The 26,888-nt window shown below is 27.5% G+C and carries 22 protein-coding genes and 4 tRNA genes; 8 read left to right on the top strand and 18 right to left on the bottom strand.

Annotated elements, in window-relative coordinates; genetic code table 11:
- Positions 1–51: 51 nt before the first annotated feature.
- The 4 genes from BG_RS01085 to BG_RS01070 are packed head-to-tail and all read left to right on the top strand — an operon-like array spanning position 52 to position 4,603.
- On the top strand, positions 52–759 hold the full coding sequence (locus BG_RS01085) for a 6-phosphogluconolactonase (protein ID WP_011193567.1): 708 nt from the start codon (positions 52–54) through the stop codon (positions 757–759).
- Positions 746–1,963, top strand: a complete 1,218-nt coding sequence (locus tag BG_RS01080; RefSeq protein WP_011193566.1) for a flagellar motor switch protein FliG — start codon at positions 746–748, stop codon at positions 1,961–1,963. The genes BG_RS01085 and BG_RS01080 overlap by 14 nt, the downstream gene beginning before the upstream one ends.
- The gene (locus tag BG_RS01075; protein ID WP_011193565.1) at positions 1,963–3,747 is read left to right on the top strand and encodes an alanine--tRNA ligase; all 1,785 of its coding nucleotides are present in this window, start codon (positions 1,963–1,965) and stop codon (positions 3,745–3,747) included. Before BG_RS01080 ends, BG_RS01075 begins: the two co-directional genes overlap by 1 nt.
- A gap of 34 nt (positions 3,748–3,781) precedes the next feature.
- Complete coding sequence (locus BG_RS01070; RefSeq protein ID WP_011193564.1) at positions 3,782–4,603, top strand: ZIP family metal transporter; 822 nt, start codon at positions 3,782–3,784, stop codon at positions 4,601–4,603.
- Between the two features lie 2 nt (positions 4,604–4,605).
- On the opposite strand, the gene pstB is transcribed toward BG_RS01070, so the two are convergent.
- The 4 genes from pstB to BG_RS01050 form a co-directional block, all read right to left on the bottom strand.
- Entirely contained in the window at positions 4,606–5,388 is a 783-nt protein-coding gene (pstB, locus tag BG_RS01065; RefSeq protein ID WP_011193563.1) for a phosphate ABC transporter ATP-binding protein PstB, read from the bottom strand.
- Entirely contained in the window at positions 5,389–6,825 is a 1,437-nt protein-coding gene (gene pstA / locus BG_RS01060; RefSeq protein ID WP_095205650.1) for a phosphate ABC transporter permease PstA, read from the bottom strand.
- A gap of 104 nt (positions 6,826–6,929) precedes the next feature.
- Positions 6,930–7,838, bottom strand: coding sequence for a phosphate ABC transporter permease subunit PstC (gene pstC, locus BG_RS01055; protein ID WP_011193561.1), 909 nt, complete (start codon positions 7,836–7,838; stop codon positions 6,930–6,932).
- An 89-nt stretch (positions 7,839–7,927) separates the two neighbouring features.
- Positions 7,928–8,764, bottom strand: a complete 837-nt coding sequence (locus tag BG_RS01050) for an extracellular solute-binding protein (protein ID WP_011193560.1) — start codon at positions 8,762–8,764, stop codon at positions 7,928–7,930.
- A 165-nt stretch (positions 8,765–8,929) separates the two neighbouring features.
- On the opposite strand from BG_RS01050, the gene efp reads away from it, so the two are divergent.
- On the top strand, positions 8,930–9,508 hold the full coding sequence (gene efp / locus BG_RS01045; RefSeq protein WP_011193559.1) for an elongation factor P: 579 nt from the start codon (positions 8,930–8,932) through the stop codon (positions 9,506–9,508).
- Positions 9,486–10,169, top strand: a complete 684-nt coding sequence (locus BG_RS04700; protein WP_049770789.1) for a hypothetical protein — start codon at positions 9,486–9,488, stop codon at positions 10,167–10,169. Before efp ends, BG_RS04700 begins: the two co-directional genes overlap by 23 nt.
- Here BG_RS04700 and BG_RS01040 read toward each other — a convergent pair.
- The 7 genes from BG_RS01040 to BG_RS01010 all read right to left on the bottom strand — a co-directional run bounded on the left by BG_RS01040 (position 10,151) and on the right by BG_RS01010 (position 19,210).
- Positions 10,151–10,224: transfer RNA gene (locus BG_RS01040), tRNA-Ile, on the bottom strand. The genes BG_RS04700 and BG_RS01040 overlap by 19 nt on opposite strands.
- Before the next feature lie 27 nt (positions 10,225–10,251).
- Positions 10,252–11,283, bottom strand: a complete 1,032-nt coding sequence (locus BG_RS01035; protein ID WP_011193557.1) for a coiled-coil domain-containing protein — start codon at positions 11,281–11,283, stop codon at positions 10,252–10,254.
- 18 nt (positions 11,284–11,301) lie between these two features.
- Entirely contained in the window at positions 11,302–13,137 is a 1,836-nt protein-coding gene (mutL, locus tag BG_RS01030) for a DNA mismatch repair endonuclease MutL (RefSeq protein ID WP_011193556.1), read from the bottom strand.
- Between the two features lie 6 nt (positions 13,138–13,143).
- Positions 13,144–15,864, bottom strand: a complete 2,721-nt coding sequence (locus BG_RS01025; RefSeq protein WP_011193555.1) for a tetratricopeptide repeat protein — start codon at positions 15,862–15,864, stop codon at positions 13,144–13,146.
- On the bottom strand, positions 15,857–16,612 hold the full coding sequence (locus BG_RS01020; RefSeq protein ID WP_011193554.1) for a tetratricopeptide repeat protein: 756 nt from the start codon (positions 16,610–16,612) through the stop codon (positions 15,857–15,859). Before BG_RS01020 ends, BG_RS01025 begins: the two co-directional genes overlap by 8 nt.
- Positions 16,613–16,638: 26 nt before the next feature.
- Positions 16,639–18,387, bottom strand: coding sequence for a BB_0208 family protein (locus tag BG_RS01015; RefSeq protein ID WP_011193553.1), 1,749 nt, complete (start codon positions 18,385–18,387; stop codon positions 16,639–16,641).
- Positions 18,374–19,210: a UTP--glucose-1-phosphate uridylyltransferase gene (locus BG_RS01010; protein WP_011193552.1), complete on the bottom strand. Its 837-nt coding sequence runs from the start codon at positions 19,208–19,210 to the stop codon at positions 18,374–18,376. The genes BG_RS01015 and BG_RS01010 overlap by 14 nt, the downstream gene beginning before the upstream one ends.
- Before the next feature lie 52 nt (positions 19,211–19,262).
- Here BG_RS01010 and rsmD point away from each other — a divergent pair, with 52 nt between their 5' ends.
- On the top strand, positions 19,263–19,835 hold the full coding sequence (rsmD, locus tag BG_RS01005; RefSeq protein ID WP_044007874.1) for a 16S rRNA (guanine(966)-N(2))-methyltransferase RsmD: 573 nt from the start codon (positions 19,263–19,265) through the stop codon (positions 19,833–19,835).
- On the opposite strand, the gene BG_RS01000 is transcribed toward rsmD, so the two are convergent.
- From BG_RS01000 to BG_RS00970, 7 genes are all read right to left on the bottom strand, one after another.
- Positions 19,813–21,390, bottom strand: a complete 1,578-nt coding sequence (locus BG_RS01000; protein WP_011193550.1) for an HD-GYP domain-containing protein — start codon at positions 21,388–21,390, stop codon at positions 19,813–19,815. The two genes, rsmD and BG_RS01000, sit on opposite strands and share 23 nt — an antisense overlap.
- A 28-nt stretch (positions 21,391–21,418) precedes the next feature.
- A tRNA-Phe gene (locus BG_RS00995) sits at positions 21,419–21,491 on the bottom strand.
- A gap of 20 nt (positions 21,492–21,511) precedes the next feature.
- A tRNA-Phe gene (locus BG_RS00990) sits at positions 21,512–21,584 on the bottom strand.
- A gap of 305 nt (positions 21,585–21,889) precedes the next feature.
- Positions 21,890–22,861, bottom strand: a complete 972-nt coding sequence (gene hflC / locus BG_RS00985) for a protease modulator HflC (protein WP_011193549.1) — start codon at positions 22,859–22,861, stop codon at positions 21,890–21,892.
- Positions 22,862–23,797 carry an FtsH protease activity modulator HflK gene (gene hflK / locus BG_RS00980; protein ID WP_011193548.1) on the bottom strand — a complete coding sequence of 312 codons (936 nt, stop codon included), beginning with the start codon at positions 23,795–23,797 and terminating at the stop codon, positions 22,862–22,864. It lies immediately after the preceding gene.
- A 52-nt stretch (positions 23,798–23,849) separates the two neighbouring features.
- Positions 23,850–25,088 (bottom strand): hemolysin family protein, encoded by a 1,239-nt coding sequence (locus BG_RS00975; RefSeq protein WP_011193547.1) that lies wholly within the window; start codon positions 25,086–25,088, stop codon positions 23,850–23,852.
- A gap of 85 nt (positions 25,089–25,173) precedes the next feature.
- Positions 25,174–25,246: transfer RNA gene (locus tag BG_RS00970), tRNA-Cys, on the bottom strand.
- 114 nt (positions 25,247–25,360) lie between these two features.
- Between BG_RS00970 and BG_RS00965 the strand changes: the two genes are divergently transcribed.
- Positions 25,361–26,887: a UDP-N-acetylmuramoyl-L-alanyl-D-glutamate--2,6-diaminopimelate ligase gene (locus tag BG_RS00965; protein WP_011193546.1), complete on the top strand. Its 1,527-nt coding sequence runs from the start codon at positions 25,361–25,363 to the stop codon at positions 26,885–26,887.
- The last annotated feature ends 1 nt before the right edge of the window (position 26,888 follow it).

Genomic DNA, 26,888 nt, shown 5'->3' with positions numbered 1-26,888 from the left:
TGTTGCAACCATTTCTTATTATTTAGATTAATATGTATTAAAGGAAATTAAATGGAGTTTTTATATTCTGATGAAGAGAATTATTTAAAAAATAGATTTTTTGATTTTTTTAATATGAATATAGATAAAGATAAATATACAAGTATTGGAATTTGTGGTGGTAGAAGTATAGGCACCTTTTTAAGTGTTTTTCTTGAACAAAATTCTTCTTTTAGAAGATCACATTTCTTTTTAGTTGATGAACGGTGTGTTCCATTGAATAACGAAAATAGCAATTATAATCTTTTAAATAAAATTTTTTTTTCTAAAATGGTTGATAAAAATTTAATAAGCATTTCCAAATTTCATGCTTTTGTTTATAACGAAATAGACGAAACCACAGCTATTTATGACTATAATATTGAATTTAATTCTAGGTTTAATATTTTTGATTTTATTTTAGTTTCTGTTGGAGAGGATGGCCACATTGCATCGCTTTTTCCTTCAAGAAAACTTTTGTTTTCAGATTTAGAAGGTTATCAGTATGAATACAATTCTCCCAAATTTCCTAGTAAAAGAATAAGCTTGACGCCAAAATCTTTGTTTAATGCAAAAGCTATTGTTTTGTTATTTATGGGCGTTGACAAAAAGCGTGCTTTAGAAAATTTTTTAGGTTTTAATAGTTCTATTAATGAATGTCCAGCTAGACTTCTAAAAGAGCATCCCAATTTATTAGTTCTTACAAACATTAAAAGAGATGAAAATTATGCAGGATCCTAGGCTGTCCAAGTATAAAAATACTAAAAATTTAAGTAAAAAAACTGTTGAAGAAATTGATACTTTGAGTTTAAATAAAAACTTTTCCGATTCAGAGATTCAAGGTTCTATGCTTAGATCTTGGATAAGTCTTATTAAGGGTAATAAAAATAAAGCACCTGTTGAGTCTAAATCCGATAATATTAATAATTTAAAGCCAGGGTTTATTCGCAAAGAGAGTAAGGTTATAAAGATTGCAAAATATTTTTTGGCTATTGGGCTTGAAAAATCTGCAAAGATTATGTCTGAGCTTGATGATTCGGACATAATCTTAATTACCAGAGAAATTTCAAAGATTAGCTATATTGCTCCAGAAGAAAAAGATCACATTATTAAAGAATTTGAAGAGTTGATAAGAAATGAAAAAAGATATGTTAAGGTTGATGATAACTTTGCTTATGAATTATTAAATAAAACTTTAGGAAAATCTAAAGCAAAATTAATTTATAAAAAAGTTACTGGCAATGATATTTTTATTCCTTTTGATTATTTATCTCAAATTGAGCATGAACAACTTTGGGCATTAGTTAAAGATGAGAATATTAAAACGCTTGTCATATTGTATAATTATTTAAATAAAGATCAAAAAAAGTATGTTTTTTCAATGCTAGAAGAAGAAGGTAGAAGAGAGTTTGTAAAAGATCTTGCTAAACCAAGGCAATTGAGCATGGAGACAATAGAGGCAATTTCGAATAAGCTTAAGGACAGATTTAAGATGCAAGGGAGGCTTAAGACAGATAAACTTGATGGATCTAAGATACTTGTTGATATTTTAAGCTATATGGATTCTAATGAAGAGAAAAGTCTGCTTAATAAGATTAATATGCGAGATTTAAATCCTGTTGTGGATAGTGAAATTCGAGAAAAAATATTTGATATCAATGTAATATTGAGAATCATGGATAATGATTTGCATAATATTTTAAGAGAGTTTACAGATAAAGAGATTGCAATTATTATTAAAGATAAAACCGATGAGGTTAGAGATAAAATGCTTTCAAATGTTTCAAAAAGGCGTAAAGAAATTATTTTAGACGAAGAAGCTTTTTTAGGGAAAATAAGTAAAAAGGATTTAAAAGCTATGACATCATCTTTTGTTAATTATATTAAAAGTTTAACTTTAAAAGGTGATTTAGTAATATATAGAAAAAATGAGGAATTTATTTAATGACACTTGATAAGTTGCGTAAAAAATATATTGATTTTTTTAAATCAAAAAAACATTTTGAAATAATGGGTAAATCATTGGTTCCTGAAAATGATCCTACAGTTCTTTTCAATACAGCCGGCATGCAGCCTCTTATTCCTTATCTTCTTGGAGAAGTACATCCATCAGGAGACATGCTTGTTAATGTTCAAAAATGTTTGAGAACAGGCGACATTGATGAGGTTGGAGATTTAAGTCATTTAACTTTTTTTGAAATGCTTGGGAATTGGTCTCTTGGAGCTTATTTTAAAGAGTATTCTGTAAAGTGTAGTTTTGAATTTTTGACGTCTTCTGATTATTTAAATATTCCAAAAGACAGTCTTTATGTGAGCGTCTTTGAAGGCGATCAAAAGATTCCTTGTGATACAGAGACCGCTAAAGTTTGGGAAAGCTTAGGCATTCCTAAAGATAGAATATATTATCTTTCTAAGGCCCATAATTTTTGGGGGCCTGTTGGATCCAAAGGACCTTGTGGACCAGATACTGAAATATATGTGGATACTGGAAAGATTAAGTGTTCTCTTGATTGCAATATTACGTGTTCTTGTGGCAAGTATTTTGAAATTTGGAACAATGTTTTTATGCAATACAATAAAGATGAAAATGGTAATTACATAGAATTGGATCGAAAATGTGTTGATACGGGAATGGGGCTTGAGAGGACAATTGCTTTTTTGCAAGGCAAATCTTCAGTTTATGATACAGATGCATTTATACCTATAATAAAGAGAATAGAGGTTATTTCTGGTAAAATTTATGGACAAAAAGAAGACGATGATAGATGTATTAGAATAATTTCTGATCATGTTAAAGCGGCTTGCTTTATTCTTGCTGACAGCTCTGTTGTTTCCCCCTCCAATTTGGGTCAAGGATATGTTTTAAGAAGACTAATAAGACGATCGATTAGATATGCAAAAAAGCTTGGAATAAAATCCCATTTTTTAGCTGATCTTGTTGATTCTATAGAGACTATTTATGGATCTTTTTATAATGAGTTAACAGAAAAAAAAGATTTTATCAAAAAGGAATTGAGCACAGAAGAAGAAAAGTTTTTTAAAACTTTATTTCAAGGTGAGCAAGAATTTATTAAAATAACGAGGAATTTACCTTCTAAGACTATTCCTGGTGACATTGCTTTTAAACTCTACGATACTTATGGTTTTCCATATGAAGTAACAGAAGAGCTTGCTTTTGAATATGGCTTTAATATTGATAAGGTGGGTTTTGATGAATATTTTAAAAAGCATCAAAAGACTTCAAAGAAAGGGGGTGACAAAGTCTTTAAAGGGGGGCTTGCTGATTATACTTATGAGACTACTAGGTTACATACAGCTACCCATTTGCTTCACAAGGCACTTCAATTAGTGCTAGGTGATCATGTTAGGCAAAAAGGAAGCAATATTACTGCTGAGCGATTAAGGTTTGATTTTGTTCATTCTGAAAAGATGACAGATGATGAGATAAAAAAAGTTGAAGAGATTGTTAATTTGCAGATAAAAAATTCTTTATCTGTAAAAAAATCTATAATGGAATTAAGCGAAGCTCAAAAAAAAGGCGCTATGGCTCTTTTTGGAGAAAAATATGACAATTTGGTGAGCGTTTATGAGATAGATGGATTTTCACTTGAAGTTTGTGGAGGTCCTCATGTAGAGAATACCAATGAACTTGGTACTTTTAAAATACAAAAAGAACAATCCTCATCTTCGGGTATAAGAAGAATAAAAGCTATTTTGATTGATAAGTAAAATTATTTGTTGATTTATTTTAATAGGAGGCTTTATGATAAAATCAATTTTGGATTATTTGTTGACTTTACATCCTGTATTATTAGGACTTTTAGGTTCTACTTTCACCTGGTTTACTACAGCTTTTGGAGCAGGGGCAGTTTTTTTCTTTAGAAAGGTAGATAATAAAATAATGGATGCTATGCTTGGTTTCTCAGCAGGTATTATGATAGCGGCTAGTTTTTTTTCGCTTATTCAGCCAGCTATAGAAAGAGCTGAAGAGCTCGGATACATTACTTGGATACCAGCGGTTTTTGGATTTCTTGTTGGAGCATTTTTTATATATATTGTAGATGTATTTGTTCCAGATCTTGACAAGCTTACTTTTATTGATGAAGATTTAACTAAACATGGAAAAAAAGATTTTTTACTATTTACTGCTGTTACTTTGCACAATTTTCCAGAAGGATTAGCTGTTGGAGTTGCTTTTGGAGCCTTGGCGTCTAATCCAGATATTCAAACTTTAGTTGGAGCTATGCTTCTTACGCTTGGTATTGGTATTCAAAATATTCCTGAAGGAGCAGCTATTTCTCTTCCCTTAAGAAGAGGTAATGTTGCTTTGATAAAATGCTTTAATTATGGTCAAATGTCAGGATTGGTGGAAATTGTAGGAGGTCTTATGGGTGCTTATGCGGTGTATTCTTTTACTCGAATTTTACCCTTTGCTTTGGCTTTTTCAGCAGGAGCTATGATTTATGTGTCCATTGAGCAATTAATACCTGAAGCTAAGAGAAAAGATATTGACAATAAAGTGCCAAGTATATTTGGTGTTATTGGTTTTACATTAATGATGTTTCTTGATGTTTCATTAGGTTAAAATTATCCAAATTTACCACTGATATATTCTTCAGTTTTAGTATTTTTAGGATTAAAGAATAGTTCATCAGTTGGACTTTCTTCTTCAATGCATCCATTAAGGAAAAATGCGGTTTTATCAGATATTCTTCCTGCTTGTTGCATGTTGTGAGTTACAATGATTATTGTGTAACTTTCTTTTAAGTTTATTATAAGCTCTTCAATTTTGCCTGTTGATATTGGATCGAGTGCGGAGGTAGGCTCATCCATTAGTATTACATTTGGCTCTATTGCAAGAGTTCTTGCAATGCAGAGTCTTTGTTGTTGACCTCCTGACAGACTTAAGGCATTTGTATTAAGTTTGTCTTTGACCTCGTCCCAGAGTGCAGATTTTTTTAGTGATTGTTCTACTATTTCATCTAGCTTTTTTTTATCTTTTGTTCCGTGAATTTTAGGGCCATAGCTTATATTGTCGTAAATAGACATTAAAAATGGGTTAGGAGTTTGGAATACCATTCCTATTTTTCTTCTAAGCTCTAGGATATCGAAATTATTTGAATAAATGTTCTTCCCCTCATATATTACATTACCTTCTATTTTAATGCCTTCAACAAGGTCATTCATTCTGTTGAGAGTTCTTAAGAATGTTGATTTGCCACAGCCAGATGGGCCTATTAAAGCGGTAATACTATTTTTTAGTATTTTAATATTTATTTCGTTCAAAGCCTTAAAGTCTGTATAAAATAGACTTAGATTTTCTGTTTCTATTATAATTTCATTTTTTGGTTTTTCTTTTTCTTTTACCACTTATTTAATCCTATATAATTTGTTTATTAAAAATTTTGATGTTAAATTTATTATGAGCACCATTATTACAAGTATTGAAGCTGTTCCAAATCCTTTGTCCAGGTGTCCTTCTTGAAATAACATCAGTAAGTGCACAGTTAATGTTCTTGATGGTTCATTTAAATTTGTTGCAAGCCCCAAGTTTGTTCCCATTGTAAAAAGCAATACAGCTGTTTCTCCTAAAGCTCTTCCTATTGCAAGAACTATTCCTGTTAGTATGCCAGGAATAGCTGCTGGAACCATAATTTTAATTATAGTTTCTGTTTTGTTTGCCCCTAAGGCAAATGAAGCATATTTGTATGATTTTGGGATTGTTTTAAATGTTTCTTCGGTTGTTTTAACAATCATTGGTAATATCATTAGGGAGCTTGTTATTGCTCCTGAAAGTATTCCCATTCCAAAAATTGGCACAAAAAATATTAGTCCAAAAAGTCCAAAAATTATTGCAGGAATTGAAGACAGAATGTCAACACTCATAGATAGTATTTTGTAAAATATTTTGTTAGAAGTGTATTCTGCAAGCATTATGCCAGTTCCTATTCCAATGCATATTGAAATAGCAGTTGTTAGTAATATTACATAAAAAGTATTTAATATTAAGTAAGAAATTCCACCATATGCACCAGAATCTCTTGGAATAGATAATATGAAATTTAAATTTAAAGGACTACTTTTGTCAAAGTAGTGCATCTTAATAAAGGGCGCTTTAATATTTTGAAAATAATGCCAAGGGACAATTGCTAGTGCGCCTTCTATTTTTTCTATAGTTTGTATTATTTTTTCTTTTTGATCAAGATATTTTATTATTTTTAATTTAATATCCTTTGATATTAAATTAACCCATGTTTCTTTACCTTTAATAAGTTTTTCAACCTCATCAACACCTAGTGTATTGATTATTTCATTTTCATTTTTTGTTAAAGTTTTTTTACTTATTAGGACAGACATAATTTTTATTTTTAAAGCTTTAATATTGGGATATAACTTAAAATCTAGAGATTCGAATTCTTCTTTTGTTAAATAACTTATAGAGCCTATTGTGCTGTTTATGGTTTTAATTACTTTCTTGATAGATGGTTCGATTTTTATGTATCTTTTATTAAATTCATTGTTTTTGATTAGTGTTCTTAGAATAGCTTTGTTAGATGGACTGTTAAGTGAATTGGCAATAGGTATAATATCTATTCCTTGATCTGAAATGCTTCCCCAGTGTGAAATTTTATTATTATATATGTTGTAAATGTCTTCTGTTGAGATTTTATCTATATTGATATTTTTGTTAATAATAAAAGCAATTTGTATTTCTTTGTTGTCTTCTGTTTTAAATGGCACAAATCTTTGAGTTTTGTTTAAAAATAAAGTTTGTTTTTTTTTGAAATAAAACAAAGAGTTGTACAATATATACGCTATTAGAAAAATTAATAGTGCTGTTAAAAAATATGCAATAAAATTGATTATAAAGAAATAGAACTTGTTAATCAATTTGTTTATTTGAGTTTTGGTCACTTTTTCTTTAACCCTTTATTTGAAGATAGTATAAAATTTTTGAGTAAATTTGTAATTATTGAAAATAGCAATAATACTAGAGCTGTAGAGAAGAGAGCTTCTCTGTGGGTACCTGAGGCGTATCCCATGTCCATAGCAATATTTACAGTTAGCGTTCTAATGGGCGAAAATACATTTTTTATAAAAAGAGGAGAGCCTCCTCCAACCATTAATACTGCTACTGTTTCTCCAATAGCTCTTCCTATTGATAATATTGTTCCTGCTAAAATGCCTCGACTAGCTGATGGTATTATTATCTTATATATTGTTTGCCAGTCTGTTGCTGCTAATGCAAGAGATGCAAATTTATAAGATTTGGGAACAGCTTTAAGTGATGAATAGCAAACGCTAATTATTGTGGGAACTATCATTATGCTTAATATGAGTGATGAGCTTATTAAATTGTATCCCAGATTGTCTTCTCTTTGAAAAATGTTTTTTATTAAAGTAGCAATAAATGTGCTTCCAAAAAATCCATAAACTACACTAGGGATTCCTGCTAAAAGCTCTATTACTGTTTGTAAAAATTGTCGATAAAATCCTTTTGCTTTTTCAAGTAAATATATTGCAAATCCCAATCCAATTGGTAAAGCTATTAAAATAGAAAAAAGTGTAGTTAAAAAGGAATTAATAATGAATGCTAAGATACCATAAGATTTTTGTAGATTATTGGTAGGATCCCAATTCGTGCTAAATAAAAAGTTGAAAATTTTAATTTTGCTATTAATAAACGGCGCTATTCCGGTTTTTAATATAAACACACCTAAAAAAAATATTGATAGGGAGCTTATTATTGCGGATATAAGAATAAAAGATTTGAAAATAATTCCAACTATCTTTCTTTTTGCCTTTAAGCTTAGATGCATTTTTTAAAAGAATCCCTTAAAGCTCATGTTAGTGTTAAATTGTATTACTTGACTTAATATTAAGTCAAGTAATTTCCCCTTTAATTTAATTATGTTTTTATCCCTAAAAAACCTTGTTCTTCAACGATATCTTGTCCGGTTGAGCTTGTCATAAAATCAATAAATTGAGTTATGCTTTTATCCTCGTATTTGTTATTTGTAACTATTATTAAATTCCTTTTAATGGTGTATTTATTATTATTTATTGTTTCTTTTGTAGGGTATGTGCTGTTGACAGAAAGTATATTTAAGCCCTTTTCTATTGAATTTTTCGCATATCCAAGACCTATATACCCTATTGAGTATGGAGTAAGGCTTGTTTTTTCAATTACTTCTCCATTAGATTTTACCACTATTCCGTCTTGTCTAAATTGAGATTCTTCGTGAGTTTTAAATATTTTATTAAGAAGTAGATCTTTTATAGACGAATAAGAACCAGAGGAAGAGTCTCGATTAATAAAGTTGATTTTAGCATCAGGGCCTCCCACTTGTTTCCAATTTTGAATTTTTCCATTTAGTATTTTAGCTAGATTTTCTTCTGTAATGTTTGTAATTTTTATTTCAGGGCTTGTGATAAAAATTAAAGCATCATAAGCAAATACAGTTTCTTTTGCTCCTTGTTCAATTTCCTCTTTTGTTAAATCCCTTGATGATATTGCTATTTTATATATTTTGTTAAATAGCCCATTTATGCCAACACTACTTCCTTGTGCATCGTATGTTACTTTAGTATTATTTATTTTATTATATTTTAAAATCATTTCGTCTAGTATCGGACTTACAGTTGTAGATCCCCCAATTGATACAATTTTTTCATTGTCTTGATTTTTACAGTTGCATAATAAACTTACTGATAACATAAAAATTAAGATAACAAATTTTTTCATCAAGTAAACTCCTTTGTTTAAGTATATAATAGCATTAATTTAAAATAAGTCAATTATAAATTAACTTTATTGATTAAGTTATAATTGGGGAATAATAGCAAATATTTTAATTTTTTGGTATAAATTACTACTAGATTTATATGTTAAGTTTTGAGAGGTATTTAAATGGCGGTAGTAAAATCTAGTGAGATTGAAAAAGGTTCCTTTTTACTTATTAAAGGAACTCCTCATATTGTTCTTGAAAGAGAATTTTCAAAAACAGGTAGAGGAGGGGCAATAGTAAGGCTAAAGCTTAAGAACTTAAAAAACAAATTTGTCATTAGAGAAACTTTAAAAGGGGCAGATACCGCAGAAGCGATTGAAATTTATGAGGTTAGTGCCCAGTATTTATACAAAGATAAAGATGTTTTGGTTTTTATGGATTTAGAAACTTATGATCAAGTCAGTTTGGACTTAAAGGAAAGTGCCAATTTCCAAGATAAGGTGCCTTTTTTGCAGGAGTCGGAAACCTATGCTCTTATAATGTTTGACAATGTGGTTATTGATATTAAGTTAGCTCCAAAGATTGCTTTTGAAGTTGTAGAGGTTGAGGCGGCTGTTAAAGGTGATACTGTAACAAATGCAATGAAAAATATTACTCTTAATACAGGGCTTGTAGTAAAAGCGCCGCTTTTTATTAACGTTGGAGATAAAGTTTTAGTTAATTCTGAAACTAAAGAGTATGCAGAGCGGATTAAAAGTTAAATTAATATTGGTTTTTTGTTGGGTTGGTTGGTCTTGTGAAATAAATTATCCAGAGATAAAAGAAGTTGATTATAAGGTAAATTATTATTTTACCGAGAATCGGTTAGATTATTCTATGAGTTTTGATTTTGCAATTAAAGTTCTAAAATCAAAAGATGTTTTTAAATTATCAATAGAGAATAAGAACACCCGTGAGTTTATTCAGGTAATTAATAGCAATCATAGCTCTTTTTTTATTGACTCTATTCTTGGCAAGGATATTCTATATTGTAGGGATTTGAGGTTTATTTTTTTTGATGAAACTTTTGAAGATTTTACCTCATGTATTCGTCTTTTTGATAAGGGCATGAGGGTGTACAGTAGAGAGCTTGTCATTTCTTTAGGTATGTCAAAATATGATTTAGATGATGTTCCCAATTATGTATATAAGTTTAAAGATATGGCAATGTTAAATAAGTTAACCAATTCTAAGGTATTTTTTGTTAAAACTTTTAAAGATAAGGTATATTCTGTTTCTTCAGTTGTTAGAATTGATTCAATAGATGCTTTAGAGGTTGATAAAACATTGGATAATTACATAAGTTTTTATTATGTAGAAAAAAATTCAAATCTTTTTTTTAAGGTCAATTTGAAAGATCAAATTGGGCCCACCAGGACTTGAACCTGGGACCTACCGATTATGAGTCGGGTGCTCTAACCAACTGAGCTATGGGCCCTAAGCTTTAATTTATTATATTTATTTTTTATTCATTGTCAAGTTCATTTTGAATAACTTCTATTTTAGAAGTTAATACATCTAATTTATTGTTAATTTTATCTTTTTCTTTTGTTAGGACTTGCATTTTTTTTTGAATGTTTTTTATTTCTTCCTGTTTTGTTATTTTAATTAAATCATTACTTAAGTTTAATATTTTTTGGTTTGTTTTTTCTATTTTTTGGATTGCTGTGCTGATTGTATTGGTTTTGGCTTGAATTTTTTCTTTTTTTGTGGTTTCAATAAATTCTTCAGCTATTTTTTTTAAAATATTTTCTTTGTTTTTTACAATAGCATTGATTTCGTTTTTTATTTGATTCTTTTTGTATATTTTTTCTTTTTTACTTCTATATATTATTTGTTTTATTTCTTCTTTTATGTTTTTTATATTTGTTTTGATTTCATTTATTATTTTAAATTCTTTAATAATTACATTGTTTAATTTTTTATTTAATGAAAATTCATTTATTATGCTTTCAAAGTTTTCAGAAAGGTAATATTTTATGAATACTTGTTTTTCAAATTCTTTTGATATTTTACATACATTTATCATATTTATAATATTGTTTATTGCTGAGTTGATTTTAAGTATTATCCTTTTTAAAGGATTTTTTGTTTTATCACTTACTAATTCTATTTTTTTATATTTTTCAAGTTTCAATTTAGAAAAATCCATATTGTATTTTGATATTAATTCTAGATTTTGAGGATAAATTTCGATTATTGTTTTAACAATTTCTTTAAGTTTTTTTTTATATGATTTGTTAAAAGATTTATATTCTGTTTTAAGAATATAAATCTTTTTGTTTAAATTTTTTAATATGTTTTCATTTTCTTCCGATTTGCTTAAATTGCTTTTCATTTGGCACAATTCTTTTTCTGCTAATTTTAGATTAGGATAGTGGTTTAAGTTTTTTAATTCTACTATATTATTATTTTTTAATATTTTTCCAAGTTCAATTAAACTTTTTTCTTTTTCTACCTTTATCAAGCTGATTTCGGATTTGATTTTTTTTATCATGGGAACTCTGATTTCATTTTATGCTCTGGCAACTTTTTTTTCAAGCTCAAATTTAGATATTTTGTAATAAATTTTTCGTCCGTGAGGACAATGTTTTATTTCTAGTTTGAAAAACTCATCTATTAAAAATTTGCTAAATTCAAGGCTTAATATGTCATTTGTTTTAACAGCCTTTCTACAGGCAATATTTGCATATAAATCAGATTCAAGAGAATTTATTGTTCTACTTTTTCTTGATTGAAAAAAATTAATAAGAGTATTTTCATATTGATTGCAAATATTAGGAATAGATTCAAGTTGATATTTTTTAGGGCCTATTTTAGAGATTATAATGTCCATTTTTTTGTATTCTTCGATTTCACTATCTATAATTTCTTCTATGTTTTTATCAACTATTGTGAATTCAATTGGTATTAGAAGCTTTTGAACAGTTTTTTTTGAATTTCTAAGTTTTTCATATATTATTTTTTCATGAACTGCGTGTTGGTCTATGAAGTAAATTTCATTTACTTTTTCAACGATCAAAAATTCAGAGAATATTTGCCCGATATAGTTAAATTTTATTTCTTCTTTTTCATTTTTGTTTGGTGGTTCTTCAAATTCTAAAAATTTGTCAGAGAAAATGTTTGTAATATTTTCCTTAAATGATGGTCTGTTTTGTATAATTGAATTATATCTTCTAAGGCCAATATCGTTTTGTATTATGTTTTTGCTTAGATCGTTTACAGTATGTTCTGTTTCTAAATTTTTGTTTTGTATTATATCATATGTGTTAGTTTTATTAAGGTTTTTTGGTTGGTTTATCATTTCTATTAAATTATCATCATCTGTTAATTGTCTTTTTATTACTATTTCGTTGTAGCTATTTATGTCTTTATCAAAAAAATTATTAATATTGTCAGAGATTAACTTAAATAAAAATGGAAGATTAAAAAATCTTACTTCTTTTTTTTGAGGATGGACATTAAAGTCAATATATTCAGGGTTTATTTCTAAAAATAAATAACATATTGGGAAGTTGCCAGGAGAAATTATTCTACTGTGTCCATTAGTTATTGCTTCTAAGAGATCTTTTTGATCAATAGGTCTTCTGTTAACAAATGTTTTAATATGTCTTTTACTTTTTTTAGAAAAATTAGCTGGTGCTAAAAATAATTCTATTTTTATATTTTCATGTTCTTTTTTTAAGACCTTAAATTTATTATTTTCTATTACATTTCCATATACATTTTGCACTCTATCAATTAACGATTCTTTAAAGTAAATTTTTCTTAGTTTTTGATTCAAATTAATTTCGAAATTGATTTCGGGATGGGTTATTATTTTTTCTTCTAAAACTTTTAGACACATTTTTGTTTCAATTGGTTCTTGCTTTAAAAATCTTTTTCTTGCCGGAAAGTTGTGAAATATTTTTGTAACATTAACTATTGTTCCGTTTATGGCAGGTTGTTTTTTAAAGCATTTTTCAATTCCATTTTCTACTTCTATTTGATAGCTTTCATTACCAGTTGTTGAGCTTGTTATTGAAATGTTGGAGCAAATTGCAATACTAGAGAGAGCTTCTCCTCTAAATCCTAGAGTTTCTATTTTTCTCAAATCTTCTTCTGAGGAGATCTTTGAAGTAGTGTGTGGTAAATAGCATATTTTTAAATCTTCTTTACCTATTCCGATTCCATTGTCTATTATTAAGATTTTATGAATTCCCCCTTCTTCAAGAAAGACTTCAATTTTAGTAGCTCCAGAATCTATTGAATTGTCTAGCAATTCTCTTAATATTGAACATGGTCTATCTATTGATTCTCCCGCTGCTATTTTTTGAACCAAGTATTTATCTAAGAATCTTATTTTGTTCATTGAAGTTTATATTCCTATTATTTTTCTAATATTTTCATTTTTTTTGTAATTTGGAAATTTTTTGACAAGTTCTCTTAATATTTGATCATTATTATTTTCATTATATTCTATTATTCCTAGTGCATGTAAGGCTTCTGGATTGTTTGGTTTTAATTTTGTATATTCCTTTAGAAGGTCTTTAGCTCTTATGTTATCATTAATTTCAATTAGAGTGGTTGCAAGATTATATTTTGCTTCAATATCTGAATTTTTTATTGCTTTTTCAAAAATTTCAATTGCTTTTTGATAATTTTTTTGTTTTTTGTAAAGTATTCCAAGATTGTTTAAGGCCAATTTATTGTTTTTGTTTATTATCTTTTCAAGAGTTGAGATTGCTTGAGCCTTATTCCCCAATTTTTCATATGCTTTTGCTAGGTTTATGTAGGCTGAAGTATTTTCAGGGTTTTTTTCAATTACTGAGCTGTAAAGTGATATAGCATTTTGGTAATTTTCGTTTTTAAGATTTATAGATGCTTTTAAATATAAATATTCGCTTTTTTCTGGATTTAAATTGAGGGCCTTGTTTATTATTTCAAGAGATTCTTCAAGTTTATTGTTTTCAAATTTTGCTATTGATAGGTTGTAAATAGCAATTTCGTTAGGTTTTTTTGCATTGTCATTAAAAAAACTTAAATACTCTTCACTTTTTTTGAAGTTGCCTAAGTTGTTTGATACTATTCCAGCTTTTAATGCGTAATTGAGTTTTTTGTCGATATTGTAGGCATTTTTAAAACTTGTAAATGCTTGTTGCATGTCGCCATTTTTTTCTTCTGCTATTCCTTTTTGGTAGTAGGCAGTATCATAATTTTTATCAATTTGTATTGCTTTCTCAAAAGATTCTACTGCTTTTTTGTTTTTATTTAGCATCATTAAAGCTATTCCTTTGTTATTATGTGCTTTTTTATGCTTTGGGTCGAGCCTTATTGTTTGATCAAATGACCCTATTGAGTGTTCATATTTTTTGAGCTTGAATCTAATGATTCCAAGTTTATAGTAATCTTCTTGGGCATTTGTGAGCTTAGCAATTTTTTCATATACATTTTCTGCTTTTAGTAAATCTCCATTGTTTTCATAAGTTTGAGCCAAAGTTTTATAGGCGTAAGTGTCATTAGGATTTATTTTCAAGAATTCGTTTAGATCTTTAATGGCTTGTTGCCTGTTTTTTGGGTTTTCAAGATCAGTAGGTTTTATTGAATAGATCTTAGATTTAAGGTTTTCTGATTGCTGTATTTTATTAGCTTGAGCCAAAGTTTTAGAGGCGTAAGTGTCATTAGGATTTATTTTCAAGAATTCGTTTAGATCTTTAATGGCTTGTTGCCTGTTTTTTGGGTTTTCAAGATCAGTAGGTTTTATTGAATAGATCTTAGATTTAAGGTTTTCTGATTGCTGTATTTTATTAGCTTGAGCCAAAGTTTTAGAGGCATAAGTGTCATTAGGATTTATTTTTAAGAATTCGTTTAGATCTTTAATGGCTTGTTGCCTGTTTTTTGGGTTTTCAAGATCAGTAGGTTTTATTGAATAGATCTTAGATTTAAGGTCTTCCGATTGTTGGGTTTTCTTGTCTTCTTTATTTAATTGAAAAATGTCTTTTTTGTAAGGATCTTTTGGTATATTTGGTACATTGATTAAATTTGGCTCAATATCTTTTTTTATTAAGGTTAATAGTAAATTGGAGGCGTCTTTATTCTTTAAACTTTCAATCAGCTCATTTACTTTTTGAAATTTATTGCTTAACCCTTTTTTAATTAATTTTTTTAATCTGTTTTTTCCAAGTGCGACTCTACCGGTATTAATATCGTCTAATATTTCATAGAGCTCTTTTTTTATTAAGTAGCTATATGGTCTATGAATTTTTCCTATTATTGTTTGACTGGGCAGAGAAAAATCACTTTCTTTTTTAGAATTTAAAGGAACATCTTTTAAAAATGTGGCATTATCATTTTTTGAATATTTACTATTGTCTGGGTTTCTTAAAATATGCTCTGAATTTTTTTCTTTGGAGAAATTTGAGCTTTGCTTATCATTTTCTATATTTTGAGGGTTTTTTAAAATATTTTCACTATTTGATTTTTCGCTTAATTTTTTTTTTAGTTTTTCCAAATTAAATGAATTTTTTTGATCATTAACGTTTAATTTGGGATTTGGAGATTGTATTGCCTGATCTTCTTCTTTTTGTTTTGCATTTTGGTTTACTTTTTCTGGGATTTTGCTTTTTTTAAATTCAGATATGTCTTCATCTTCAATGCCAATGTCATCGTTTCTGTCAGCGTAGTTTTCTGTTATTGCGCTGTCTTTAATATATCTATTATTAAATGCGATATCAAAATTTTCGTTTATATTTGTTTTTGCATTTTCTTGACCTTTAATCTTATCGAGGATTTGATTTGCAGAATCTCTTTGTAATTCGTTTGATTCAAAAGGACTGCTGTTGGCAATTTCTGCTAGTGTGTTTGTAAGCATTGCAATGTCTTCATTTTTTGGATATTTGTCTTGCAGAAGTTTTGCAACAGAATATGCTTTTTTATAGTTTCGATCTATTATGCTATTTTTAACTTCGTTTAGCATTATTTCTCGATTTTTGTCATTTAATTTGCTTTGATATATATAGTAACCAAAGCCTCCAAATGATAAAATAAGTAAGAAAATTAAAAGCAATAATACCGAAAAATTTGTACGTTTTTTATTCATCTATGTATAACTCCTCTTGCCAATTAAGTTTTTCTAGCTCAATTAAAGAATTTGTTTCTAGGTTATCTTTAAGTATTTGATTTTTATCTTCTTTTGCGTATACAATATGCTCGGTTCGCCCCTTTAAACTTTTGTCAAGTTTTTCAAGGTTAATTTTTTCATTTCTTAAATAGCTTATTATAAGTAAAATGCTGTCTTTTTTTTCTGTTTTTGACCTAAGGGTAATAAATTGCGAGTAATCGTGGATAGCCATAGTATATGAGTCCCAAGCCTTTTGGTATTCTTTTTCTTTAGATGTTATTTTGCCTTGTTGAACATAGGCATTAGCTCTGTTTAGCAGTGCGCTGTCATAATTGGGTTTGCTTTTAATAGAATTAGAATAATATTTTATTGCTAGAGGATAGTATCCCTCTCCTCTATTAAACATTATGTTACCTAATTCATAATATAATATGTAATCAATCTCACCCCCCACTGCAATTCCATCGAGCAAAGCCCCTTCTGCTTCTGTTAGCTGGTTATTTTCTCTGTATGCTATTGATAAAAAATAATATCCAAGTTGTACTTTTGGATATTTTTTAATAGCATCGCTTAGTGTTTCGATTGCTTGAATGTAATTTTTGTTTTTCATTTCTTCTTTGCCGATTCTAATTAGCCTTTGAGAATATGCCAATTTTGAATTAAATATTAAAATTAAAAATAAAATAAAAATTTTACAATTTTTATTTAATAATAAATAAATCTTCATTTTTTTCCCATTATACTTAATTTAGATTAAATGCCTTTAGATTTCATAAGCTCTTTTTTAAAATTTATTTTTTGCTTCAATTTTGTTTTGAAAAAAGAAATAAATTCTAATAAACTACTTTTTTCATTAGATTTTATTTTTCTATTATTTTTTAATTTTACCAAATTCTCACAATATATTAAATAGCATATTGCAGGTAATAATTTTTTCTCATTTTCATCTTCTAGTTTTTCAATAAGGTTAAATCTTATATTTTTGAGAATAATTTTTAAAATTCTAGATCTTGTTTTTAGTGATTTTATTAAAAGATATGATTTTTGATAATCTAGTTGATTGGGATTTATTTTTTGCATTTTTATTATTTTTTTAGGTATTGTAATTTTATTTTCGTCAAGGTAAAGTAGTATATCTGATATAAATTTGAAATGTTTGTTTTCAATATTAGGATAAAAAGATAGAAAATATATAAATATTTGATTTTGTATTTCAAAGGGTTTGGTTTTAAAAAATTCTTTCATGTTTTGACAAAAAAATTTTTTATCCTCATTGTCAGCATAAATGTAGAATGCAATCCATCCATAAGTTTCTATATTTTGAGAATTTTTTTCGACATAGTTAATAATACTTTTTATGAATGCATTTTTAATGTATTTTTCTTTAAATATGATTGAGCCTTCATAAGGGTTAAAATTTGTTTTATCAAAAGATATGAAAAAATCTTCTGTTTGAAATTTTGCAGTTATAATTTCTTTGATTTTTTCTTTTATGTTAATTAACTTATGTTTTTGAATGTATTCAAGTGCATATATGAAAGATTCCCAATTATTTGATATTTTGTCTTTGAAAAACCAAGTTAAATATTTTTTTGTTATTGTTTTTCCAACTACATATAAATAACGCTTTAATGTGTCTTGAAAATCCTTTGGGTTGTATTGTGTAAAATCACTAAAAAAATAATTAAAGTTAATATTTTTACTCGAACCTTTGTAGAAAATTTCATTAAGACTTAAAGTTTTTATTGCACGTAAATAGTTTAAAATTTCATTATATTTTAGTGCTAAAATTTCTTCTTCCAAGTATTTGTAATATTTTATTAGAATTTTGATAAAAATGTTTTTACTTAAACATCCAACTGGCCAATATGTAAGTATTAGCATCCTTTTTAGTTTTATTAGTCTGTTTTCTTTATTAATTAAGCTTGATTTAAAAACTTTTTGATTTTCTGATTGATTTTTTAAATTTTTATTTAATATATTTAATATTTTAATTTTATTTTTGTTTCTTACAGCTACTAGAATGTCTATTGTTTGCTCTAAGCTATCAATGTTAATATTGCTAGAAAAATTTAATATAATTTGTTTGTAAATATCTTTTTTTTCTTGAGAATAATAAGGGTTATTTTGTATTTCAATTAGTTTTAAAAAGATGTTAGATTTTAGTTTATATGTTATTCCTAATTTTTTGGTAATGAAGTTAGCTTCTTCGCTTATTTGAGTGAAGTTTTTGTTTTTTACTATTTCTAGTATCCATTTTTTAATTATTTCATTTTTAGTTTTTTTGTAGTAGTATTCTTCAAGCGAAATATTTAATACATTTTTTTCTTTTTCATAATCATTGCTAATTTTTATAAGTTCAATTATTTCAGGCTTTTCTAATTTGTAAAGTTGGGAAGAAATACTGTATTTTAAAACCTTTGCTTCTATATATTTGATTATGTACTTTTTTAATTTAGCAAGGGAATCATAAAATTCTGGATCCTTTTTAATCGTTTTCATTTATTCCTTTTTTTATAATTTCCATTAAATTTTTATTTTTTTTTGCAAAATTTATTATTGCGTCTAAATAGCCCTCAAGAGTTCCTATATCAATTCTTTTCCCCTTAATATTTTTATATAATACTTTTTTTTGATCCATAAGTTTTTTTAAAGCATAAATGTGATAGTATTCACCCTTTTGATGCAGTTTAAATCCTTCTTCTAAATGTTCAAAAAACTCATAGTTATACAAAAATCTTCCAATAGATGCTTTATTGCTAGGCTCACTTCCAATTTTTGGTTTTTCAACAATGTTTTTTACATGGATTTTATCTTCATATAGATCTATTACTCCGTATCTGTTTATATTTTCTGGATTTTCAATAATAGATATTATGTTCTTTCCAGTTTTTTCATAAAGTTTGATTAATTGTAAGCTTAATGCTGGATTTCCAATGTGAAGATCGTCAGGGTAAGCTACAATTACAGGCTCTCTATTTATCCAGGGTTTTGCATAAAGCAGAGCATTTCCTGTGCCCAGCATTTCTTTTTGTCTTATGAAGCTTATGTTAATTTTTTTGTTTTTGATTTTTTCTAATTCATTTTTTTTATTTTCTTTTAAAAAAATATTTTCAAGTTCAATTTCTCTATCAAAATAATCTTCAAGAACTTTTTTTCGTCTTGAGCTTATTAATAAAATGTCTTTTATTCCTGAATCGATAAATTCTTGGATAATATAATCTATGGCCGGCTTGTTTAAAATTGGCAACATTTCTTTTGGAATTGTTTTTGTTATTGGTAAAAATCTTGTTCCATACCCAGCTGCTAGAATAATGCCTTTCATACTTTTCTCTCTTGAAATAAGATTATAGCAAAAATTTAATTTTATATATTCAATGTTTTTAAAAATTGTTTTAAAATTTTTATTCATGTATGTAAGTTCTGGTAAATATAAAGGTAGAAAAATTTTATTTCCCAACAAGACCGGCGCTGTTCGTCCTGTGATGTCTCTTGTCAGAGAAGCCTTTTTTTCTATTATTTTTAAAGATATTATTAACTCAAAATTTTTGGATGTTTTTGCAGGGACTGGCATAATGTCCGTTGAAGCTCTTAGCAGGGGAGCTAGTCTTGCTCATCTTGTTGAATGTAATAAAAAAACTAAAATTACATTAGTGAAAAATTTTAGTTTTGTTGAGGAATTTTATAAATTTTTTTTTCAAAGAGCAGAGGATTTTTTAGGCAAAAAAGATCTTTTTTATGATTTTATTTATCTTGATCCTCCTTTTAATTATAAAAATAAGATTAATTTGCTTGAGATTATTTCAAAAGGTAAAATTTTAAATGATAAAGTTAATATCATTATGCATTGTCCTTTTGGGGAAGATTTGGACATAAATACATCCAAATTTTCAGTTTATAATTTGAAAAGGTATGGGGGATCAAAACTTATTTTTTTGAGAATGTTGTAGGCTTTGATTTTCTGTCATAGCTAAAGAGAATGAGTTGAATTTCATTTTTATTTAATTCTGGAATGTTGTTTTTTATTATAAAATCGTCCACATTTTTTAATGGATTTTTTTTATAATTTCCATCTGTATCTTTTATTAAAATTTCTTTATTTTCAAGATCTAATATTATTTCTTCTAGTTTGTAAGTCTGGTTTTTTTTGTTTATTATAGATATATTTGGCATAATGCTCATTTTGTATTCAATAACAGCAGCTTCAAAAAGATTTTCATCATTATTTTTTTTGTTTACACTTACTATTTGTCCATAATCAAAAGGTGCAAGTATTGTTAAAAAATTTTCTAGCATATTAATGTCAAATTTTTTGTTTTTTGCTTGCTCGTTAGGCTCTTTTCTGTTCCAATAGTATTTTCCACTATTTTCTATTAGGAATTTAATAGTCTCTAAAGGGTTGGCGCTTTCTTTTATTATTATTGGATTTACCAATTCATCGTAAGTATCTATTATGCAAAAAATTCTAACAAGTTCATGAATAAATTTGTTGATTTTTAGTTGTGGATATCCAGTAGCATCAAGATAGTCTTTTTGCCCATTGATTATCATTTTTGTAATAGCTGAAATATCTTCCCTTATTCTGAACAAATTTTTAGCAATGTTAATATTTTTTTCCAAGTATTCTATTTTTAATTTATGCTGTTCTTTTAAATTTTTATCTTTAAGGCTTATTTTATTTCCTATATTTTCTAGTATTGTTATATGCATTAATCCTATTGAGTGTAGTAATGACCCTAGTGCGGCTTGTAGTATCATGTCTTCTGCGTAGAAAAATTCTGTAAATTCAGTATATTCAGTTTTATCAAGAAAAAATTTCATTGTTGAACGGGGTGCATTTTTCAAAGACCTTATTTTATTCAAATTTGCAATCGTAATTAGAAAATAAATTGTTGTGTCGACTGAATGCAGCAGTATTGAATCGCCTTCTGTTTTGACCTTTCCTTTAAAAAATTCATAATCTCTTCTAGCAGAATATAAATATAATTTTTTTAAAGTTTTTTTATCTTTAAGGTTTTCTTTTGTTCTAAGCTTTTGAACATCAAAATAATGATATATTTCTAATAAAATTTTTTGCAAAGATGTTATTTTATGCCTTGGAAGTATTTTAAAGCTTCCTTCTAATATTTCTTTCCAATAAATTTGATTGGGTTCAACCTCCATTAATGTATTTATTTTCATGAGTGGTTTTTTCCCTTTGGTAAAAAATATTGGGTCGTCTTCCTTAAAGGGTTTATATACGTCTTTTAGATTATCTATTAGCTTTTCTCTTAAATAGCTAAGATCATCATTCAAAATTTCTTCATTTATTTTTTTTATCAGGTCTTCATATGACATATCTTCTTCTTTTTTAAGTACAGGAATGTAAGGTGTATTACCTTTATCAAGTATTTTAATAATTTTTTCATTTACTCTTGTGCCAAGTTTTGATAAATTTCCTATTCTTGCAAAAATTACGTCTTGTTGATTTAGATCTTTTATTTGCTTTATTTTTTTAAGTATCACTTTGAGATCCTTTTAATCTTTAAATAAATGTCGCCGAGGAGAATCGAACTCCTGACACAAGGATTTTCAGTCCTATGCTCTACCAACTGAGCTACAGCGACAACTGTAATTTTAATTAACATGCTGCCGAGGAGAATCGAACTCCTGACACAAGGATTTTCAGTCCTATGCTCTACCAACTGAGCTACAGCAGCGTTTTTATTCTAATACCTTAATTTTTTCATAAGTATATATGTTTGTCAACTCTTTTCAAATTTTAGCTTTTGAGTGTAGTGCTAAAAAAAGATTTATAGCTTTTTTGGGCTTTTAAATAAGCAATTTTAAGAATTTAATTAATCTTTTAAAGTTAGAGACAATATTTTCTTGGAGATTTTTAAATGGTTTTATTTGTTTTTTAAACTTAAATAAAGGCCTAAATTGCTATTTTATTTATAATAACAGTAATTTAGGATTTTGATTTTACAATTTTTTAAAGAAAAAATTTATACAAAATAGATTTTTAATTTCTTTTGTGAAGATATTTAAAGAAATCCATGTCTGTTGAGAAAATTTTTCTTTTATCTTTTAATACTGCTTTATAGCTTTCTAATGCTTGCCAAAATTTGTAAAATTCAATATTTTTACCATATGTATTTGAATAAATTTTTGCAGCTTCCCGGTCTCCTTCAGCTTTTATTTTTGCAGCAGTGGCTTTTGCCTCACTTAATAGGCTCAGCTTTTCTTTTTCTATGCTTCCAAGAATTTCTGTTTTTTCAGCTAATCCTATGCTTCTTTGTTCTTCTGCTATTTGTTGTCTTTCTGAAATCATTCTGTTGTTTACGGATTCAATAAGGCTTGGATCATAAGTAACTTTTCTTATTAGTACGTCTACAATTTCAATCCCAATATCTTTGGTATTGTTGTTTGCTATATTAATTATTTCTTTTTCGATTATCTTTCGCCCTTTTGTTATTTTGTAAATCCCATTAATTTTTGTTTCTTGTGGAGTGAGTACTCCATTAGACAAACGTTGAATTGGATCGTTTGAGCTTCTTATAATTTCAAGCAAAGGATATTTTGCAATAACTCCTCTAACAGCGGGTTCAATTGCTGCATCAATTCTAACGTAAGCTCTATTCATTGTTTTTATTGTTGTATAAAATTTATTTATGTCTGCAATTTTCCATCTGGCCGTTGTATCAATCCATATTAATTGCTTTTCTTCTCCTCCTGTTGGGATTCTTTGAGGTTCTCCATCCCATCTAAGAATTATTTTGGGGAATATTTGTACATTTTCAATTAATGGGATTTTATATTTAAGCCCAGCTAAGCTTTCGGTTCTTTGAATTTTTCCAAGTCGAGTAGTTATTGAAATTTCATTTTCTTTCAAAATATAAATTGGTTGGAAAATAGACAAAATAGTCAAACAAACTATTATTGCAAAGGTTGTAATTTTTACAGTAGATAATAAAAGATTTATTATAAATTTCATTTATTTTACCTCTTTAAATGGTAGAAAATTTTTTAAGTTTTTGTCAATTAATTCAATATTATCTTTGTTTTCAAGTATTTCCTTCATAGTTTCATTGTAAAGCCTTTCTTTTGTAATATCTGGATTTTTTAAGTAAGCGTCTAGTATGGCATTAAAAATTTCTGTGTCTGCTAATGCATTGTTTATTCTGCTTTCTTTGTATCCTCTGGCTTCTTCAATAACCTTTAATGCTTCACCTTTAATTTTGGGAACTATTTGATTAAATTCTTTTTTTCCCTCGTTTATGTATTTATTTTTGTCTTGAATGGCAATGTTTACATCTTCAAAAGCTTCGTAAACTTTTCCTTTTGGCGGCAGGGCATTTCTAATTTGTACTTGCACTACATCAATTCCTAAATTATAATTATCTATTATTTCATTCATAGAAGATTTCACACCTTCTGTAACTCCCACTCTGTTATCATTGATTATTTCAAAAATAGTATTGTCCCCAATTAATCTATTCATTGATGATTTTGCAATATCCTTGATTGTTGTCTCGGGATCTTCTACTTTAAATTTAAATGAGTAAGGATCTCTTATTTTGTATTGCACTAACCATTCAATATTTATGATATTTAAATCTCCAGTGATAATCATACCCTCATTGTCTGAATTATCATTTTTTCTAAAATCGTTTGGAGACATTAGAAATCCAAATTTAATTTCTTGGACTATTTTTACAGGTACGATAAATTTTTCTTCAATTAACGGAATTTTAACATGTATTCCTGAATCAAGAGTTCTGTTAAGCTTGCCAAGGCGAAGTACAATTGCTTCTTCTGATGGCCCGACTATGAATATGTTTGCAATAATTATTATTAATATTAGTAATAAAGTAATAATAATTACTAAATATTCATAAGTTTTATTAAAAATTTGTTTTATGTCAAACATTTGTTTCTCCCAATATTTTTAATTATTTTAATTTTGTAAGCGAATTTTATCGCTAATTTTTAGATTTAATAAAGGTTATTATTTCAATTTTATTATTCTGAATTTTATTAATAAAATATTCTCCATCAGCTGTTTTTACAGTTTCGTCTTTTGTTGGTATTTTATCAAGCAGATCTATTAAGTATCCTCCAATTGTATTTGTATATTCTTTATGTTCAATAGATATTCCAATTATCTCTTCGATCTCGTCAAAAGTAGTTTCTCCAAGTATTGAGTAAGTATTGTTATTGATTTGTGTAATAAGAGGTTTTTCCTCTTTAATGTCGTATTCGTCAGATATTGCTCCAAAAATTTTTTCTACTATGTCTTCTATTGTAAGTATTCCTGAAAAACCACCATACTCGTCAATTACGATTGCCATTATTTTTTGCTTTTTTCTCATAATATCTAATATGTCTTTTATTCTTTTGTTTTGTTGCACAAATACAGCCGGTTTAATAAATTGAGAAACATTTTTATTCATGTCTTTTTTATTGACTTCTATAAGGTCTTTAGCTATTAAAATTCCAATTATCTGTTCTCTGCTTTGACCTTTGTATATAGGAATTCTATAGTATCCTTCCTCTTTGATCAATTTAATTACATCTTTTAGCTTTGATGAGCTTGAGAGTGAAAAAACCTCTGTTCTGTGAGTCATGATCTCAGAAGCTCTTACTTGATCTATGTCTAGCATTTTTTGCATAAATATTCTAGAGTCGTTTTTTAAAATTCCCAAATTTCCTGCTAAAGAGAGTATATTTTTTATGCTCTCTTTAGTCATTTTATAGCTTGTCTTAATTTTAAGGAGATTTAATATTTTTTTTATTATTTTATTTATTATATATATTAGCGGAGTGAATATAAAAATTAATGGTTTTAAAAAAAATGAAGTAGATAGAGCAATGATTTCATTGTTTAGGATTGCAATTTGTTTTGGAAGTATTTCTGCAAAAATTAGAACGATTATTGTTATTAGGCCTGTTGATATTGCAAGTGCGCTGTTTCCGTATTTTTCAAGTACAAATTTTGTTGTAAGTGTACTTGCAATAATATTTGATATATTGTTACCGATAAGAATAGTAGTGATTAATTTTGAAGGGGATTGAACCAAGTTGTAAACCGATATTCCTGATTTTCCTTTTTTTCTTATATCTTGTATCTGAATCATGCTTAAAGAAGTGTAAGCTGTTTCAGATGCTGAAAAAATAGCAGACAATATTATAAATAGTAATATCACGATTAATTCTAACATATATGTATTATTTTAATTTATCTTTAATAAAAATGCTTTAAATTATACTCTTAAGCAATAAAAATATTTTTGACTTGACTTTAGAAGGCGCTGACCGGAATCGAACCGGCGAATCAAAGTTTTGCAGACTTCTCCCTTAGCCACTTGGGTACAGCGCCTTGTAACATTGCTTAGTTTATTAAAAAAATAGAAAATTGTAAATATATTTTCTATTGAAGCATAATTTTAAATTTCTTAGCTATTTTTATTAGTTGTATGTAAACTTTTAATGTATGAATAAAAAACTTAAAGACGTTTTATTAAAATTAGATCAAGATTTAATAAAACATGTAAAAGGTTCTCTTGATTTAGAAATATCAGGAGTTACTTATAGTTCTAAATTAGTTCTGCCCAGGTATGTGTTTTTTGCTCTTCCAGGAATTCGTTTTGATGGGCATGATTTTATTGAAACTGCAATTCAAAAAGGCAGCAATGTTATTGTGTGTTCAAGAGATATGGATTTTTACAGTCCCAATGTTACTTATATTAAGGTAGATGATTTTAACATAAGAAAGTTTATGTCTAATTTTTCAAATATTTTTTATGATGAGCCTTCAAAAAAATTAAAAGTCATTGGAGTCACTGGTACTGATGGTAAAAGTTCTGTTTGTTACTATATATACCTGCTTTTAAAGAAAAAAGGGGTTAAAGTAGGTTTTATATCGACGGTATTTTTTGATGATGGGAATGGGAGTTTGATTAAAAATCCTTACAGACAATCAACTCCTGAGTCTACAGAAATACATTTATTTTTAAGCAATATGGTTAAAAATAATGTTCAATATGCAATTCTTGAATCTACTTCCCATGGACTTGACCTTAAAACAGCAAGGCTTATTGATGTTAATTATTTTGCCGTTGTTTTTACTAATATTGGACACGAACATCTTGAATTTCATGGTACAATTCAAAATTATTTGAATGCAAAGTTAGGTCTTTTTCGATCTGTTAGTGATGATGCTGGTTTTGGCGTTATTAATTTTGACGATCCTTATTATTCTGACTTTAAGAATGCTGTTAAAAAATCTTTTACTTATAGTTTAAAAAGCAGTAAAGCGGATTTTTTTGTAAGTTTTATTGATGAAAAAATAGATTCTACTAGGTTCGAATTTTATCACAAAGGTGTTAAATATTTTGCTAATGTTAGCCTGTTAGGGAGCTTTAATGTTGAGAATATAATGGCTGCTCTTATTTTAGTTTCTCAAATTTTAAATAGTGATATTCAAGACATTGTTGACAAGCTAATTTGCATTAAAAGTCTTGATGGGCGTATGGACAGTGTTAATTTGGGGCAAAATTTTTCTGTAATAATTGATTATGCTCATACCCCTGGTGCTTTTTCTAAGCTTTTCCCTATTTTTAAAAGATTTGCTACAAATAGGTTGATTTCTGTTTTTGGCTCCGCAGGAGAAAGAGATGTTGCAAAAAGATTTTTGCAAGGACAAATTGCAGATATTTATTCTGATTTAATAGTCCTTTGTGACGAAGATCCAAGAGGCGAAAATAGTATGTATATAATTAAAGATATTGCAAAAGGAATTGTGAATAAAGTTGTAAATCAGGATTTATTTTTTATTCCCGATAGAAGACTGGCTATTGAAAAAGCAATAAGTCTTGCAAGGGCAGGAGATCTGGTTGTAGCTTTGGGAAAAGGCCATGAAAATTCAATAATTTATAAAAATAAAGAACTTTTTTGGAATGAGCAAGAGGCAGTTAAAAATGCTATTTTAAGTTTAGAAGAATCAGAAAAGGATAGGTGAT

Origin of the sequence: Borreliella bavariensis PBi, from assembly GCF_000196215.1 — a bacterium.
GTDB lineage: Bacteria > Spirochaetota > Spirochaetia > Borreliales > Borreliaceae > Borreliella > Borreliella garinii.
Note: the sequence above shows the minus strand (reverse complement) of the source record. Positions and strands in the feature narration are given on the sequence as shown.

Coding starts and splice junctions, on each gene's coding strand:
- BG_RS01085 (WP_011193567.1), top strand. CDS start 52: ATGGAGTTTTTATATTCTGATGAAGAGAATTATTTAAAAAATAGATTT.
- BG_RS01080 (WP_011193566.1), top strand. CDS start 746: ATGCAGGATCCTAGGCTGTCCAAGTATAAAAATACTAAAAATTTAAGT.
- BG_RS01075 (WP_011193565.1), top strand. CDS start 1,963: ATGACACTTGATAAGTTGCGTAAAAAATATATTGATTTTTTTAAATCA.
- BG_RS01070 (WP_011193564.1), top strand. CDS start 3,782: ATGATAAAATCAATTTTGGATTATTTGTTGACTTTACATCCTGTATTA.
- pstC (WP_011193561.1), bottom strand. CDS start 7,838: ATGCATCTAAGCTTAAAGGCAAAAAGAAAGATAGTTGGAATTATTTTC.
- BG_RS01050 (WP_011193560.1), bottom strand. CDS start 8,764: ATGAAAAAATTTGTTATCTTAATTTTTATGTTATCAGTAAGTTTATTA.
- efp (WP_011193559.1), top strand. CDS start 8,930: ATGGCGGTAGTAAAATCTAGTGAGATTGAAAAAGGTTCCTTTTTACTT.
- BG_RS04700 (WP_049770789.1), top strand. CDS start 9,486: ATGCAGAGCGGATTAAAAGTTAAATTAATATTGGTTTTTTGTTGGGTT.
- BG_RS01035 (WP_011193557.1), bottom strand. CDS start 11,283: ATGATAAAAAAAATCAAATCCGAAATCAGCTTGATAAAGGTAGAAAAA.
- mutL (WP_011193556.1), bottom strand. CDS start 13,137: ATGAACAAAATAAGATTCTTAGATAAATACTTGGTTCAAAAAATAGCA.
- BG_RS01025 (WP_011193555.1), bottom strand. CDS start 15,864: ATGAATAAAAAACGTACAAATTTTTCGGTATTATTGCTTTTAATTTTC.
- BG_RS01020 (WP_011193554.1), bottom strand. CDS start 16,612: ATGAAGATTTATTTATTATTAAATAAAAATTGTAAAATTTTTATTTTA.
- BG_RS01015 (WP_011193553.1), bottom strand. CDS start 18,387: ATGAAAACGATTAAAAAGGATCCAGAATTTTATGATTCCCTTGCTAAA.
- BG_RS01010 (WP_011193552.1), bottom strand. CDS start 19,210: ATGAAAGGCATTATTCTAGCAGCTGGGTATGGAACAAGATTTTTACCA.
- rsmD (WP_044007874.1), top strand. CDS start 19,263: ATGTTTTTAAAAATTGTTTTAAAATTTTTATTCATGTATGTAAGTTCT.
- hflC (WP_011193549.1), bottom strand. CDS start 22,861: ATGAAATTTATAATAAATCTTTTATTATCTACTGTAAAAATTACAACC.
- hflK (WP_011193548.1), bottom strand. CDS start 23,797: ATGTTTGACATAAAACAAATTTTTAATAAAACTTATGAATATTTAGTA.
- BG_RS00975 (WP_011193547.1), bottom strand. CDS start 25,088: ATGTTAGAATTAATCGTGATATTACTATTTATAATATTGTCTGCTATT.
- BG_RS00965 (WP_011193546.1), top strand. CDS start 25,361: ATGAATAAAAAACTTAAAGACGTTTTATTAAAATTAGATCAAGATTTA.